The sequence below is a fragment of the Psychromonas sp. MB-3u-54 genome (genome assembly GCF_002836415.1).
Taxonomy (GTDB): domain Bacteria; phylum Pseudomonadota; class Gammaproteobacteria; order Enterobacterales; family Psychromonadaceae; genus Psychromonas.
Genome location: NZ_PJBP01000119.1, coordinates 1 through 15835, shown reverse-complemented (window position 1 = coordinate 15835; position 15835 = coordinate 1). Strand labels below are relative to the sequence as shown.

Below are 15835 nucleotides of genomic sequence, written 5' to 3'. Positions count from 1 at the left end.
TAATAAAAGTGAATAATCATGATTAAAAATTACCCTGATACTTTATTTGAAGAAATGAAACTGCTTTCTAAATTCCCATTTGAATCCCAACAAGAAGGTATTAAAGTTCATAAGGATGCTGATCCGTCAGTAGTTGCCGCAGCCAAATCGTTATTCGATAAAGGGTTAACGACGAAACCCGATGGCGGTTATTTAACTGCCAGCGGTTTCGAAACAGTCGATCATCTTAACCACGTTTTAGTGACATTAAGCTAATTTACTGTTTTTCTTAGCTATAACCGGTTGAGCGATATCTGAGCCGGTATTTTTCTGATCGACTCTGTTGAGTTATTAAACTGGACGAGGTACATTCTCCGCCTTCTATAATTTTATTCTATGTAAGGCCTTTTAATGAAAATTATCTCGTTCAACATCAATGGGCTGCGAGCTCGTCTCCACCAACTGCAAGCTATTATTGATAAACACCAACCTGATGTCATCGGATTGCAGGAAATCAAGGTTCATAACGATGTTTTCCCTGTTGCTGATGTTGAAGCAATGGGATACCACGTCTATTTTCACGGGCAAAAAGGCCATTACGGTGTGGCAATGCTATGTAAAAATAAAGCCCTCGATGTGCAATATGGTTTTCCTACGGACGATGAAGAAGCGCAGCGCCGCATGATCATGGTAACAGTGCAAGATAAAGCGGGTTTGCCAGTGCGCATTCTCAATGGTTATTTCCCTCAGGGGGAGAGCCAAACTCACGAAACTAAGTACCCTGCAAAACGTAAGTTTTATCAAGATTTAAATATTTATCTCAATGAATTCCACACTGCAGAAGACCAACTGATTGTAATGGGAGATATTAATATCTCCCGGCTTGATTTGGATATCGGCATCGGTGAAGTAAATGCAAAACGCTGGTTACAAACAAAAAAATGTAGTTTTTTACCAGAAGAACGTGAATGGTTAGCTAAATTGATGGATTTTGGTCTGATAGATACCTTCAGATTATTAAATCCGGAAGTATCTGACCAATATAGCTGGTTTGATTACCGCTCTCGTGGTTTTGATGACAATAGAGGTTTACGGATAGACGTTATTTTAGCCACGGAAAAATTGGCAGAAAAAACCATTGATACCGGTATCGATTATGAGCTAAGAGCGATTGAGAAACCTTCTGATCATGCGCCGATATGGACAGAATTTGCTGACTAATATCAAACTAATTTAAACTCACTTTAGGTGAGTTTAAATTTTTGGCCAATCCAACTTTTCGACAGCGCCAATAGTTTCTATTTGATTGATAAAAACCTCACTTACAAATAAATAACCGGACTCAGGAGAAGCTTGGAAATGGTAATCTTGATTATTTAACGTAAAGTCAATCTGGTAGGCATGCAGATAAGCACGATCAAATGCCGCACTCTGCAGCGATTTTTCAGCATAAAGAGGATCACCGCAAATAGCACTGCCGATACTGTTAAGTGCAACGCGGATCTGATGCGTTTTCCCCGTGCGCGGTTTAATAACAAACAGACGTTTACCATTCTCTAATGAATAGCTGAAGAACTGTGTGATCGCTAAATTATTGGGCTGTTTAGTTAATTTCCACATAGAGCGACGCGACTTTTCCATCCCCCCTTTTATTAAACCCTGTTTCTTTTTTGGTTTTTTATCGCTAATGGCCAGATAATATTTTTGAATCTGATGCTCAAAAAACAAGGCGGAAAGTTGTGCGGCACTCGATGACGATTTAGCCAGTAGTAACAAACCTGAGGTCATTTTATCTAAACGATGAACGCTATAAAGTTTACAGGAAAACGCTTTTTCAGCGGCAACTACCACACCAAACTCACCATCTTCACTGTGAAAATTAATACCGGCCTGCTTATTGATCACAATAAATTCATTATTTTCAGATACGACTGAAAAATAATTTTTATAGTTAAAAAGAACCTCATTCGCGCTATTCATCATAATTATTTGCCTGCAAAGAAAAATGCCCCAGTGTACCTAATAACAGGGGTAACGAAGACACTATTTCATCCATTTCAGGTAGTTGATTAAAAAGAGTCAACATGTCCGGATTATCACCACTGGGATTCGCTATTTTACTTAATAATAATGTTGTGGTCTGTAATAACTGTTCAAGCTTCCCTTCTTCCACTATCTCGATATTCTGCTCAATACTTTGAAAACCCGATAAATAACCTAATGCAAAACGGCTGCCCTGCTCGGTAATTTCTAACGATTTATTGATCCATCGCTGTGTTGGTAACATAAGCGCTATCGATTGTTGGTAACCAGTCAAACAAGCATCATAAAACTGCATGCCTGCAGCAGCAAATTCAACGGCTAACTGCTCATTGCTAAAAGAAGGAGTTTGACCTTCAGCCCATAAACAGGGCAACCAGTCCTGCAGATCAAGTTGTGTGGGAGCCGCACTAACGGCGCAGATAACCCCTAACATTTGATCGACATCCAACGCATTTTTTTTGATTTCTGGTACTTCACAGATCGCAACTAAAGCTTGATAAGGGGAAGTTTGTTTATTCATTTTTTACCTAAAAAATCCTATGTCTAAATAAGCGCTTGCCAGCTTTACTGTCGATGCTTAATGTATTGTAATTTCAAGGATGACAGCAACAATACAGTTAACTGGAACAGAGCCAAAAAAAAGCCTACCGTAAGGTAGGCTTTTATGATTTAAATTGATCGCCGTAGTATTAGAATAACACGTTCGATAAATTGTATAAATCTTCACGAAATGGACGCTGCATCTCTTCTAAACATTCAATAATATCATGGTCAACCATATTTCCATGCTGAATACCGATACAACGCGCACTTTTACCATCGATCAAAAGCTCAACTGCACGGGCACCCATGCGGCTTGCTAATACGCGATCAAACGCCATAGGTGCACCACCGCGTTGAATATGACCTAAAATAGTGGCTCGCGTTTCTCGACCGGTCTTCTCTTCGATACGTTTAGCCAGTTCCGTCACATCCGTTACATGTTCAGTGATCATAATAATGGCATGCTTTTTACCCGAAGCTTCACCCGTTTCAATATGCTCAAATAATTCAGCTTCGTCAAAACCAATTTCCGGCAGGACAACATATTCACTGCCACCGGCAATCGCGGACCAAAGCGTTAAATCACCACAATAACGACCCATTACTTCAACAATAGAGATACGATTATGGGATGAAGAGGTATCACGTAAACGGTCTACTGCATCAACAATGGTATTTAAACAGGTCATAAATCCGATAGTATAATCTGTTCCGGCAATATCATTATCAATTGTGCCAGGAATACCGATACAGGGATAACCCATTTCACTGAGTTTTTTGGCCCCCATATAAGAACCGTCACCACCGATCACCACTAATGCTTCAATACCGTACATTTCCAGATTTTTAATTGCTTCCTGGCGGACACTTTCTTCTTTAAATTCAGGAAAGCGGGCAGTACCCAAGAAAGTACCACCACGGTTAATCATATCTGAAACAGAATGACGGGTTAACTGTTTGATATTACCCTTATGAAGTCCAGCATAACCATCATAAATACCATAAACTTCAATTCCATTTGCCAGTGCACAGCGCACTACTGCACGTATTGCTGAATTCATACCCGGTGCATCACCGCCGCTTGTTAAAACACCAATTTTTTTAATCATTTGCTACCTCATTCTGTTACTGCTGTAACTACTAAGTCAATATTCGAATATGTGATACAGAAGGGATATGTTGAACTTATATCTGCCTTCCTTAAAATTTTTTAAACTAAAACTAAGTAATTAATACAAATTAGTCTACCTTGTTTTATAGCATCTATCTATTTAATTACACTATGTTACTTTTCTGATAAATGCCTCGACGGTAAGTTTTAATTTGCGCTAATTATCTGCTAAAAAAGAATAACATTCTTTGTTTTTCCTCAATATCAGGTGCAAAAAAAACATTTTTACTGTCACATTTCTGTAATGAAAAATCGTTATAGTGACCTTAAATCAAACAGGAGAAAATAATATGAGAAACAAAAGAAAAACCCTACGTAACAACCATATCTGGTTTTCACTATGGAATACAAAAAACCATCAAGAAACCCCTAAGTGCGACGCAACTTATCGCCCTACTCGCGTTTCAAATAAATAAGGACTGAGAAAAATCACCAGACAGCCCATTTTAAAAGCGCTAAGCAGCATTGAAAATTATTTTATTACGGGACTGAGGGAAAAGAGAGAGAGAGAAAAATAAATATAATAATCAATGTGTTACATGATCAACTTAAAACCGTATCATGCTCTAACCCATTGATTAAATGAGTTCACCCTCTTTATGGATTAACCTTAAGACGCTCTGATATTATTACCACTGGAAAAAAGTGAAACATTCCTTAATTTCATTGTTATTTCCCATCCATTTTATGGCTTACACTTTAAGTGTTTTATTACGAATGCATAACAGTGATACAGTCGTTAATTTCACTGTTATTTCCCCATCCATTTTATGGCTTACACTTTAAGTGTTTTATTACGAATGCATAACAGTGATACAGTCGTTAATTTCACTGTTATTTCCCCATCCATTTTATGGCTTAACCTTAATACTCTTTAAGTGTTTTATTACGAATGCAAAGCAGTGAAAAATTTATTAATTCCACTGTTATTTCCCATCCATTTAATGGCTTAATCTTAATACTCTTTAAATGCTTTATTACGAATGCAAAGCAGTGAAAAATTTATTAATTCCACTGTTATTTCCCATCCATTTAATGGCTTAATCTTAATACTCTTTAAATGCTTTATTACGAATAGAAAACAGTGAAACCGTCGTTAATTTCACTGTTATTTTTCATCTATTTCTCGTGCCTATTGTACCTTGCTGAACGCCAGAATTATAAAAGCGTTGGGCTCATCTTACCCAACGCTTTAATTTATTAAGCGAGTTCATCAGAGACAACTTTATAAATAGGATCTTCAATTGTATTAACCTCGACCAGCACCCCAGCTTTACTCAACAGTTTGTGACAGTCTTTACTAAGATGACGAATATGTAGTTTTTTGCCCTCTTTGACATAACGGTCCGTTAATACACTGATAGCTTCAATCGCAGAATGATCCGCAACACGAGATTCCGCAAAATCAACAATGACGCTGCGCGGATCATTTTGCACATCAAAGAGATCAAGAAAATGACTTACAGAACCAAAAAACAAAGGACCGTTAATGCGATAGGTTTTTTCTTTTTGATCTTCACTCATAACATTCACTGAATAAATATGTTTAGCATGCTCCCATGCAAATACAAGTGCTGAAACAATTACGCCGACAAAGACTGCAATGGCCAAATCGGTCACCACAGTAACGCCTGTTACTAAGATAATAACAATCGCATCTTTCTTGGGTACCTTACGCATCATCTTAAACGACGCCCATTCAAAGGTGCCTAATACAACAATAAACATCACCCCAACCAGTGCCGCAATCGGTACAATCTCAATTAAATCGGAAGCAAATAAAATAAAGGCTAACAGTGTCAGCGCTGCCGTAATACCCGATAAACGACCGCGGCCACCTGAATTAATATTAATCATTGACTGTCCGATCATTGCACAACCGCCCATGCCTCCAAAGACACCATTGACCATATTTGACGCACCCTGTGCGATACATTCTTTGTTAGCGCGACCACGGGTTCCGGTCATTTCATCAATAACAGTCAGGGTTAATAGAGATTCAATAAGGCCTACCGCCGCCAATATGAATGAATAAGGTAAGATAATAGCTAAGGTTTCCATCGAAAATGGCACCACAGGCAATGCAAATGTTGGTAATGACCCTGCAACGGTGGCGCTTTCATCACCCGTCATACTGCGCAGGAAGTCAACAACGGTACGCACTTCTAAAGCGGGAATAAAATAGACTAATAATGTAACAACAACAATCGCCGCCAGTGTTGATGGTATTGCAGTGGTAAATTTAGGCAGAAAATGAATGATCAGCATCGTCAGAAGCGCTAAAGCAAGCATGGTATATAAAGGTGCACCTTGCATCCATTCAAGTTCTCCCGCTTTATTTACTACTTTAAATTGCCCCATTTGGGCCATGAAAATAACAATTGCCAAACCATTAACAAATCCGATCATCACGGAATGTGGCACCATGCGGATGAATTTACCAAGATGAAACACACCAAATAAAATCTGCAGCAGACCGGCCAGTAGAACCGCTGCAAATAAGTATTCAACACCGTGCTCAGATACCAAAGACACAATGACGATTGCCATCGCACCGGTAGCACCGGAAATCATTCCTGGGCGGCCACCGAAAAAAGCGGTTATTAAACCAACCATAAAGGCGGCATATAGACCAACCATAGGTTCAACACCCGCAACAAATGCAAATGCAACCGCCTCAGGTACCAATGCCAGAGCAACGGTTATACCCGAGAACAGATCATTTTTGACACTACTCTTATCGACTTGTGGAAATTCAAACACAGCTTGTGATCCTTAATGAGTACAAATAGTACCCACTATGACTTAATGGGATAGCTATAATAAATTGGTGGAAGATTATAGCCAATTTTGCGATCAACATCAAAAAAAATATTTTTCTATGCTGACTCAATAAAGTGTCCAACAGCCTAATAATATTTAATTAAACTTATTATTCAAAGGGTTAATAAAGAAAATAGAGCTCATTAAGCTGACAACAACCCGCACTACTTTTTTTGCACACTAAGACTTTTATTAATACGTTCTTTTAATGCTTCAACACGGAAAATAATGCCAATCAGTTTTATAATGGTCAATAAAAACCGGCCACTTTGAATTATAAAGCGGATCAAAATTGTACCGTTTTATATTGAAAACAGAACAACCCACAAGACAGGTGCTTAAGTTGACGGGCTAAGAATAGCAAAGATACGCATATGCCGTTTGAGGCGTCAGAATGGCATGGATAAGTGCAGAAAAACTCCGTTTCTCTTTGGTTTGAGCGACACCATAGGTGGTGCAGCTTCGAACAAAAATAACAATTCAGTGACTAGGCTTATAAATTCATCACCAGCTTCAGGGAAAGGGTTTATTATCTGTTATAAATATACTCCATTTAAATAAATGAGAAATCTTCTCTATGTTCCCGCTTATATTTATTCTTATTATTGCAGTAGCCACAATTACCGGCATTATTGAGGGGAAAAAATATCATAATAAAAAAATTAAAAATACCATCATGCGCGGCATGCAGAAACAGGGACTGAAAAAACAACTAATTCAGCAGAATAAAATTCGGCACCTGGATAAGCATTTTTCCACAGCACTTATTACCAGCCGGGTCGAAAATGCCTTTTATATTATCAAGCAGGCCTGGTCTGAGCAGGATCTCTCCTCTTCCCGTGCTTTTATCAGCGATGGTATCAGCGAGGCATATCAGATTCAGTTTGAGATACAACAGACACAGCAGCATCGTCGTAAAATAGAAAATATGATCATTACTAACAGTGAATTAGTCGGAATAGAAGCGGATAAGCACTTTGAAACACTGCACTTTAAAATAACATCGCGGGCAGATTATCCGATCGAAATAAAGGGGCGCCATAAACAGACTGACAGTTGGGTGCCATTAACAACTAAAACCGAGTATTTAACCTATGTACGCTTACCCGGCGTGCAGACCCGCACACTGCCGGGCCTGATAGAAGGAACCTGCCCGAACTGCGGTAGCATCTTAGCGCTGAGTCAGTCTGTCCAGTGTCAGGCCTGCCGGTCGCTGGTTTGCTCCGGCGAATACGATTGGATTTTAGCGAAGATCACCCAGGAAGCGCAGTGGCGTTTTCAGAATGCAAAAAGACAGATCAACGGCGTAAGTGATTATCAGGTTGTCGATCCGGCTTTTAATATCCCGCTGATCGAAGATCGGGTAACTTCCGTTTTCTGGAGGATGCAGAAGGCCTGGTTAATACAGAACAGCACTCCGCTTATCGCCGTTGCTCACTCGAGTTATATAGAAAAATTCAATCAGCTGTCAACTGCACATTTCTTTGATAATGTGCAGCTCGGCCTGTGCGAAGTGAGTAAAGTTCAGTTTGGTGAAGACTTTGACAAAGTGTCTCTGTTATTAAAATGGCAGGGTAACAAGATCACACATACAGGAAAAGTGCCTGCAGCCACCGGGTATTATGCTCATCACCTGACTATGATAAGAAAAACCGGCGTTAAAAGTGACATCAAAAAAGGCCTCCACTCTTTACACTGTTACGGCTGCGGCGCACCGCAAAGCGATAATTACCAGGACCGCTGTGAGTATTGTGACAGTCTTTTTAATCAGGGTGAGCAGGATTGGATTTTACAAGACTTTATCCCGCATATTGAACATATTATTAAAATGAAGGGCCAGGAATTTGCACTTTCGGAAACAGCACAAGTCAAAAGTGATCGTATTTTTGATCCCGTGTCGCTGTTATCAGGCTTAATTTTAGTTTTATTTGCCGACGGCAGAGTTGATAAACAGGAGAAACACTTATTAGATCAGTTTGTTAAGAATCGCCGCATTGCGCAGAGCGTATTAGATGAAATCATTACGGCCGCCGAAAACGGACAATTAGACATGCTCACCCCGGATGAAACTCTGGATGCATCAGGCTGGTTAGATCAACTGATTGAGATGTGCTTAGCCGATGGTCAGGTATGTGCAGAGGAATGGAAACTATTATTAAAGTTTGGAGAAAAATTTAATTTTTTAGCGATTGATATTAACCTGCGTATTAAACGTAAACGCCAGCAGTTATATCGACAAAGCCGACAAACTTTAAAAAGCTAAACACCGATAACTACGATATATTAATAATTGGGGATAAATAATGAATATAATTGATCGCGTCAAATACAATGGTCCTGGTGATGTTTTTGCCTGGCGCTGGCCCCATGACAGTCTAGTCTGGGGGACACAGGTGATTGTTAACCAGACACAGGAGGCAGTTTTTTATAAAGACGGTCAAGCACTTGATGTACTCGGCCCGGGCCGCCACACACTAAAGTCTGCGAATATTCCGTTATTAGAACATCTGGTTAATCTCCCTTTTGATAACCTGTCCCCCTTTGCTGCAGAAATTTATTACGTTAATAAAGCCGTTAATCTGGATATGAAATGGGGTACGCAGGAACCTATCCCTATTCTGGAGCCTGTTTATAATGTTTATATTCCGTTGCGGGCATTCGGACAGTTCGGCATAAAAATCACCGATGCAAAAAAGTTTGTTACTACGCTAGTGGGGACCGTTGAGGAGTTCAATGCAGAGCAAATTATCAACTATTTCCGTGGTCATCTAATGAGCCGGATAAAGGACTTTATTTCTAAAAAGGTCATTAACGATAAAATATCAGTGCTTAATATCAGTGCGCATCTTAATGAAATGTCAGCGGCCCTGCAGAACGATATTATGGCTGAATTTAACCGTTTCGGTATTGAAATTGTTAACTTTTATTTGAATTCGATAAACGTGCCGCAGGATGATGACAGCGTAATACGTTTAAAAGAGATACTGGCGAAAAAAGCGGAATTTGAGATTTACGGTGAAACCTATAACACAGTGAAAATGTTTGATGTAGCGGAAAAAGCAGCTTCAAATGAAGGTGCGGGCGGTGTTGCCGGCGCAGGTGTAGGCATGGGAGTGGGTTTCGGCATAGGCAATCAGATGATAAAGTTGAATTCAACATCAATGCAAAATGAACAAAGCACAATGATGGCAGACCCGTCTTGTCAATCTTGTCAACACACTATGCCACCGGGAGCAACATTCTGCCCCAGCTGCGGCAATGAACAGGGACAAGTACAGACACAGGCAAAAAAATTCTGTATAGACTGTGGCGCAGACAAACCGTTGAATGCTAAATTCTGCCCCGGCTGCGGTAAAAAACAATAACACCCATTCTATTAAGTTGATCTATTCAGATGAACGAGAAATGAAGCGAGTTGAACGCGGGTTTCTGCTTATGAGCGGGACAGTTCAGAGCTATCGATGGGCCTGAACTGACGTTCAATTCGCCTAAGCGTTTTTTATTCTAATGGATTGAATTTAGTATTAAATAAAAGTGTCCTTTATATCTGATAAAAAGAGTAATATTAATGCCAAAAATTCACACGCAAGACCCGAAATTCTTCCTGCAAACGGCTACCCCAGATGACGCAGCTCTGGTTGTTAACTTTATGAAAAAACTGGGTGATTTTCAGCAAATGGCCGATAAAATCATTGCTACACCGGAACGAATAGAGCGACTGCTTGCCGCTAAGCAGGGTGAGGCGGTATTCGGCGTTTATGATGGTAAAATGGTTGGCTTTGCATATTTTCATCAGAAAAGCTCGGCCTTTACAGGACGTTCAGGATTATACATTGACGGGTTCTTTATTGATGATTCAATGCGCGGTAAAGGACTGGGCAATATCATGATGCATTTTTTGTCAAAATATGCCCTTGAGCGCGGATGCGAAATGCTCGAATGGGCTTGCCTGGACTGGAACACCCCCGCCATTGAATTTTACCAAAAGTTAGGCTCGGACTGTATTGATACGATGCGCATATATCGTCTATCCCCGGAAAATTTAGCGGCAAACGCTCAGCTTTTTAAAGGTGCCCCAAAAGTTAGTTGAGGGCAGTCGAACCTTTTTGTTGCAGCAATTGCCGACATCCATTAATTACAATGGCTATAATTTAATGAAAAGACTCATAAATATCAGTCCTAGTAAGCAGAATGTCAGTGATTTATTAAGGTAGTGAACCTGAATTAGGGATAAGAATTCAGGTTAAGTAATTGTGGCCGAGTGCCTAATACCACATCCCGCTTATCATTCCGTAATACTCTGCTGATCCAATCCAATAATTCAAGATAATCAATCAGCGAAAAAGGAATGCCTTGGGGTGTATGCTGAGAATGCTCACCCACAAAACCATACCAAGGTTTAATGGGGCTATATTCGCGCGTATTAGGTTTAAATCAACGTAAGCCATGCAGGTAAGTAACGCATTTTCATCCAATAGTGCCTGTGATTTAAAGCGGCCTTCCCACTCATTTTAAGGGAAAAAAGGAGAATAGCTTTAGCTGGCCCGAAGAGTGAGCGCCATGGGTGGCAGCGAATATAATCGACCGGCGTAATTATCTTCTTTGTTCCCATTACGGGCGATAAATCCATTAATACTGCGCATACTAATTTATCGGGAATAAATGAGAACAGCTTTAGCTGGCCCGAAGGGTGAATGCCAAGGATGGCGGTGAATAAACCAGGAGATATCCATTAATCTTTCTCGCCATCTATTGATAACCGTTTTTACCCTCAATAACGCCCCCTAGGATACTCCTGCTTGCCATCGGCTCACTAATATTGGCATTGAATAAAGACTGTTCCAACGCAGACAAACTTCTTCATCGGTTAACTCACTGTTTTCTAATTCATTAACATGCAAAACCAGATGCCTTTTATTTTAACTACGGGGATTAAACATAATGGCATAAGCGCAGGTATCAATATTAAAAATGAAGGTTAAAAATGGAGGTTAAAAACGAGAGGCGTTCAACCATCCATTGTCGGCGACGCTCAAAGCTTTACCCGCTGAACTTATCCTTGCCGCATAAAAAGCACGACGTACGCAACGGGAAATACAATGACAAATTTTTAGGGAATAAATTTAAACAGCTTCAGCTGGCTTCGAAGAAGTGAATAACAGAGATGTTATTCATAAAGTAAGCAAGAAAACCTGTGTTGCACGAGATTGCGTCATAATAAGCGATTAATCAGTCAAAACAGTCCCTGAATAAAATATAGAAACGGATTAATATGTAGCCAATTAGATAGCTGTCCAGCTATTTACTTTGATTTCGTCCGCCAACTTTGGCCAGATAGAGGGCTTTATCGGCCTGAATTAATGCAGTTTCAATGGGAGTTTCATTTAGATTGACCACAGATATACCAATACTTGTGGTGACTTTTATTATAACGTCAGGTGTAAGCTCCAGCTGTAACTCATCGATGCGTTTTCGTAATCGTTCTGCGGCCAGTCTTCCTGATACAAGATCAGTGTCCGGCATCATCAAGGTGAATTCGTCACCCCCTAGGCGGGCAAATACATCAATAGTTCTTGTACACTTTAGGCAGTTATCCGCCACCAAGGACAAAAACTTATCTCCAACATCATGGCCGTAGGTGTCATTGACATGTTTAAAATGATCGATATCTATCATCATGATGCAGGTTTCAGTTGGTCGTCTTTTGGAGCGCTCAGTCTCTTTTGCCGCATAAGTAAAAAAGCTGGCCCGATTGTTTACCTGTGTTAGGTGATCAATGGTTGCCATCTTATGTGTCAGCAAAGCCTCCTCTAGTAATCGCTCTAAAGCGCGTGCCATGGCCGCAATTTCATCACGCCCCCGAACCGGAATTTTGGTGTCTGAATCGCTGGTAGGGATACGACGCATGGCCTGACTGATTTTCGTCAGACGGTTACCAAAACCGTGTACGACAATTATCCAGTAAAAAATTAACAGCACTGTAGCGGCAATAATATTAAGGATCACGGTGAGATTGATGGCTTTTTTTTCTTGAACGATTGCGGCATCGGCAGTGGTTTGAAAGCGACGAAAAATTCGTTGTCTATAATCTGACGTGAGTGACGTTAGCTGATCGGCAAGTTGATCCAATTCTGTTAGATATTTTTTCGCAGACGCCTGCAAGAACAATACCTGCTGTTTAATTTCAAAAACTCTGCTCCTTTGTTCTGAAGCCGTATTCAGCCATTGCACAATGGTGGAGGGGTGTGTCAACGAAGACTGATTTTCGCTCGCTTCAGCCATCAGCTTTTCACTGCAAAGAAGGAATTCATCTTCTTGTTTTTTTAGCTGTTGTAACGTTTCGGCATAAAGGCCGCGTTCGATTGAAACGACCATACAGAGAGTGATGTCTTGCATACTCGCAAAAAGAACATTATCTGTAACTGTCGCAGTTTGTTGTGTGTAAGCATCAAGAAACTCGTTGCGTATAGTCTCTAAAATCTCTACTTCCGAAGCGGCTACACTCCGCGCCTGCTCTTCTTTTGTAAAACTACTATTGGTAACTTGAAACACAATTTGTGACAGGGAGCGGATTGACTGACTCAGACTGTTCACGTTTAGCACATTGATATCACCTCCTTCCAGTGAGATGGCAGAGGTTTTTATTTCCAATTCGTCTAGTAATTTGCCAATCGATATATAAGAATCCATAAGTTCTTTTTGTCTTTGGGCCACGATAATACGATTGGTTTGTAGCGCGATACTATTCCCAATAACTTCAAGTTCGTTGGCAGCGCTTATCATAGGTAATGCGCTTGAAACGAATTTTTCTATCGAGAAGGTGAACTGCTTAATAAAATAGATCTTTAGCAAGTCATCGCTGCTAAATACCAGGACTGCAGAGATAAAGACCAAAAGCAATTTTCCTTTAATGCTGTATATGTAGCTCATTCAGTTTCCTGCTACACATGTTATTAAAGTCACTTATTTATCCAGCCAGATCTTTGTATAAAACCGACGGTAGTTGTTATCTGGATCAAAAGGAGTAAATGCCCGACTATAGTTATCGATATTTTCTGTCGTCACAGTATAGGGTGGATTCACATAACCGCTGGGATTCTCTCCAGTAAACCTTCGATTGAGCTCATCTATGAGCTGCCAGCCGTGTAACAGGAGTGGCTCGGGTATGGTCGCGGCTTGATATTCATGATTACGTATCCGCATAAAAGCGGAGGGGCTACCGTCGCCGGCCGAGATGTTGATCGGCGCTTCATCAGAAGATTTTCCAGCTAGAATCAAGGGAACAACAGCGTGATCAAAATAGAGATCATTGATTGCAATGGCATGGGTCCAGCGATTGCCATACCGCTGCAGGAGCTCCGGAATTATCTGAGGCATCTCTTTTGCAGTATTATCAATGGCAACATCTTCAACAGAGAGCAGTGTGCATTTTGGACAGGCACGAATGATATCGGCCATCAGTTCGGCCTTTTTTATGGCGATGCGATAACGAAGATCAGTAAAAATGACCACACCTGCCTTGCCAGATGAATCCTCAATAGCATAGTTGGCCGCGGCGCTAGTTACGGCAAGGGAATCGGTGGTAATATTTATAAATATTGGAGTGCCTTCGACTGGTCCGGGGAAGGGGCTGACATGCCAACCGGCCACGGGAATGCCTGCATTGGCAAATAACTGTAAATACTTGTTATTGTTCAACGCGTCACCACCACTGAAAATTAATCCATCTGGCTTGAGCTTTAGCGCCTTGTCATATACACGTGCTCGTTGACTGTCAAGGCTGCCGATATCAAGAACGACTAAATTCCAACCAATAACTCGTGCTGCTTCTCTAACTCCTTCGCCAACCCCCAGAACACCTGCATTTTTCAAATCCTCTGCGACATAGACAATGGTCTTTCCTGCTTTGGCAGACGGCCCCGTACGTGGGCCATTCCATTGACTGGCAGCCAAAGCGGAATGACTAAAAATCAAGCTACAGAGAAGTGTCAGAATGGTATAAAGGTGCGGGCGTAGGCCACAAAATATTGATTTCATATTCAGATCCTATTTAGTATTTAGATAGCACTAAGGCTAAAAAACAAGAGTAATCTCACCGACATATATCACGGGATGGGGGGGCACATGCTTTTTTGTGTAGATGATAATAGCAGTTCACTATGGCGTGATCAACTAAATCCCTCCCCCCTAGTTAAGCTACTTTTTTCAAATACACGTTCATCATTTCAAAATCGTTTGGACTACGATAATCCAAATAAGAATGAAGTCGATAGCAGTTGTACCAATGCACTCTTTCTTACTTTAAGCTGCCAAGAAAAATTTCTGCCACCGCACAGCAACCTTTTTTACTCATACTCCCAACTAACCCGTGAGTCTTGAGTCGTTTTCGATATTTATCGCTTGTATAAACAATTGCGGATATCCATTAATTACAAGGACTAGAATTTAATATAAAGACTCATAAATATCAGTTCTAATAAGCAGCATTTAAGTGATTTATTAAGGTAGCGAGCAAAATATCATTGAAAAGCACGCTAAGTGGTTCAATTCGAACCTGTTTTCATTTGTTCAGCACAAGCGATAAATGGATGGGGAATTCCATAGCAATAATGGTTTGGTTTGTTATTCTAATCAATCAAAATAGATTGTTAAAAGTCATGCTTTCCTGCTGTATATCATTTTTTATTTTTCCTCATGCAAGTGTGACAGCAACGCTTGACTTTAATCGTCATAAACATAAAAAAATGGTGACTAAAGGCTATCTTAAGGAAATACTTCGAACAGCTTGGTTAAAATAGAAATACCGATTAATATCATTAGATCACTTCCCCCCACACACCGGCTGGAATTCTTATGAATAATGCAAGCTCTACAGATGAAAATAAATTTTTGCTCGACAATCCTGAGTACTTAATATCATTGACTAAATGGCAAAAAACGATCAATTTACTGGCAGAAATATTTAACACGCCAACCAGCTTTTTAGTGCAGTACACCAACAAAGGATTTCAAGCAACAATATGCAGCCAGCACAAGGACAACCCCGTTCCAGTAGGCAACAAAGGTGAAGATCTAGACGCAGATGTTTTTTGTCGCAAGGTGGTCGAGTCCGGTCAGGAATTGTACGTCAACGATGCCCTTGCGGATCCCCGTTACAAAGATTGTCTTGAAGTCACTCAGTTAGGTGTCCGCTCATATTTAGGTGTGCCGGTGCTCTGGCCATCAGGTACCCCTTTCGGTACCCTTTGTGTCATGGATAACAAAATCACTGACTAT

Annotated in this window: 12 protein-coding genes and 1 pseudogene; 6 read left to right on the top strand and 7 right to left on the bottom strand. The window is 40.5% G+C overall.

Annotated elements, in window-relative coordinates:
- The first annotated feature begins 18 nt into the window (after nucleotides 1–18).
- Nucleotides 19–255: a TIGR02647 family protein gene (locus tag CXF72_RS07525; protein WP_101038253.1), complete on the top strand. Its 237-nt coding sequence runs from the start codon at nucleotides 19–21 to the stop codon at nucleotides 253–255.
- Between the two features lie 135 nt (nucleotides 256–390).
- Nucleotides 391–1200 carry an exodeoxyribonuclease III gene (gene xthA / locus CXF72_RS07520; RefSeq protein WP_101038251.1) on the top strand — a complete coding sequence of 270 codons (810 nt, stop codon included), beginning with the start codon at nucleotides 391–393 and terminating at the stop codon, nucleotides 1198–1200.
- Between the two features lie 33 nt (nucleotides 1201–1233).
- Here the strand turns inward: xthA and CXF72_RS07515 are convergent, their stop codons facing one another.
- The 4 genes from CXF72_RS07515 to CXF72_RS07500 form a co-directional block, all read right to left on the bottom strand.
- On the bottom strand, nucleotides 1234–1962 hold the full coding sequence (locus CXF72_RS07515; protein WP_101038249.1) for a TIGR01621 family pseudouridine synthase: 729 nt from the start codon (nucleotides 1960–1962) through the stop codon (nucleotides 1234–1236).
- Nucleotides 1952–2542, bottom strand: a complete 591-nt coding sequence (locus CXF72_RS07510) for a UPF0149 family protein (RefSeq protein WP_101038247.1) — start codon at nucleotides 2540–2542, stop codon at nucleotides 1952–1954. The genes CXF72_RS07515 and CXF72_RS07510 overlap by 11 nt, the downstream gene beginning before the upstream one ends.
- 169 nt (nucleotides 2543–2711) lie before the next feature.
- Nucleotides 2712–3674, bottom strand: coding sequence for a 6-phosphofructokinase (gene pfkA / locus CXF72_RS07505; protein WP_101038245.1), 963 nt, complete (start codon nucleotides 3672–3674; stop codon nucleotides 2712–2714).
- Nucleotides 3675–4936: 1262 nt separating this feature from the next.
- Complete coding sequence (locus CXF72_RS07500; protein WP_101038243.1) at nucleotides 4937–6499, bottom strand: SulP family inorganic anion transporter; 1563 nt, start codon at nucleotides 6497–6499, stop codon at nucleotides 4937–4939.
- Between the two features lie 637 nt (nucleotides 6500–7136).
- Here CXF72_RS07500 and CXF72_RS07495 point away from each other — a divergent pair.
- The 3 genes from CXF72_RS07495 to CXF72_RS07485 all read left to right on the top strand — a co-directional run bounded on the left by CXF72_RS07495 (nucleotide 7137) and on the right by CXF72_RS07485 (nucleotide 10649).
- Complete coding sequence (locus tag CXF72_RS07495; protein WP_101038241.1) at nucleotides 7137–8822, top strand: hypothetical protein; 1686 nt, start codon at nucleotides 7137–7139, stop codon at nucleotides 8820–8822.
- Nucleotides 8823–8862: 40 nt separating this feature from the next.
- Nucleotides 8863–9924, top strand: a complete 1062-nt coding sequence (locus tag CXF72_RS07490; protein ID WP_101038239.1) for an SPFH domain-containing protein — start codon at nucleotides 8863–8865, stop codon at nucleotides 9922–9924.
- A gap of 203 nt (nucleotides 9925–10127) precedes the next feature.
- Nucleotides 10128–10649 (top strand): GNAT family N-acetyltransferase, encoded by a 522-nt coding sequence (locus tag CXF72_RS07485; protein WP_101038237.1) that lies wholly within the window; start codon nucleotides 10128–10130, stop codon nucleotides 10647–10649.
- A gap of 1208 nt (nucleotides 10650–11857) precedes the next feature.
- Here the strand turns inward: CXF72_RS07485 and CXF72_RS07480 are convergent.
- The 3 genes and pseudogenes from CXF72_RS07480 to CXF72_RS07470 all read right to left on the bottom strand — a co-directional run.
- Nucleotides 11858–13489 (bottom strand): GGDEF domain-containing protein, encoded by a 1632-nt coding sequence (locus CXF72_RS07480; RefSeq protein WP_101038235.1) that lies wholly within the window; start codon nucleotides 13487–13489, stop codon nucleotides 11858–11860.
- 33 nt (nucleotides 13490–13522) lie between these two features.
- Complete coding sequence (locus CXF72_RS07475) at nucleotides 13523–14596, bottom strand: substrate-binding domain-containing protein (protein WP_101038233.1); 1074 nt, start codon at nucleotides 14594–14596, stop codon at nucleotides 13523–13525.
- 154 nt (nucleotides 14597–14750) lie between these two features.
- A pseudogene (locus CXF72_RS07470) lies at nucleotides 14751–14966 on the bottom strand (IS3 family transposase); the annotation flags it as partial.
- A gap of 446 nt (nucleotides 14967–15412) precedes the next feature.
- Here CXF72_RS07470 and CXF72_RS07460 point away from each other — a divergent pair.
- Nucleotides 15413–15835 (top strand): GAF domain-containing protein (locus CXF72_RS07460; RefSeq protein ID WP_157823213.1); only part of this gene is annotated, 423 nt, incomplete at its 3' end.

Excerpts from the sequence above, each read along its gene's own strand:
- CXF72_RS07525 (WP_101038253.1), top strand. The coding sequence starts at position 19 with ATGATTAAAAATTACCCTGATACTTTATTTGAAGAAATGAAACTGCTT.
- xthA (WP_101038251.1), top strand. The coding sequence starts at position 391 with ATGAAAATTATCTCGTTCAACATCAATGGGCTGCGAGCTCGTCTCCAC.
- CXF72_RS07515 (WP_101038249.1), bottom strand. The coding sequence starts at position 1,962 with ATGATGAATAGCGCGAATGAGGTTCTTTTTAACTATAAAAATTATTTT.
- CXF72_RS07510 (WP_101038247.1), bottom strand. The coding sequence starts at position 2,542 with ATGAATAAACAAACTTCCCCTTATCAAGCTTTAGTTGCGATCTGTGAA.
- pfkA (WP_101038245.1), bottom strand. The coding sequence starts at position 3,674 with ATGATTAAAAAAATTGGTGTTTTAACAAGCGGCGGTGATGCACCGGGT.
- CXF72_RS07495 (WP_101038241.1), top strand. The coding sequence starts at position 7,137 with ATGTTCCCGCTTATATTTATTCTTATTATTGCAGTAGCCACAATTACC.
- CXF72_RS07490 (WP_101038239.1), top strand. The coding sequence starts at position 8,863 with ATGAATATAATTGATCGCGTCAAATACAATGGTCCTGGTGATGTTTTT.
- CXF72_RS07485 (WP_101038237.1), top strand. The coding sequence starts at position 10,128 with ATGCCAAAAATTCACACGCAAGACCCGAAATTCTTCCTGCAAACGGCT.
- CXF72_RS07480 (WP_101038235.1), bottom strand. The coding sequence starts at position 13,489 with ATGAGCTACATATACAGCATTAAAGGAAAATTGCTTTTGGTCTTTATC.
- CXF72_RS07475 (WP_101038233.1), bottom strand. The coding sequence starts at position 14,596 with ATGAAATCAATATTTTGTGGCCTACGCCCGCACCTTTATACCATTCTG.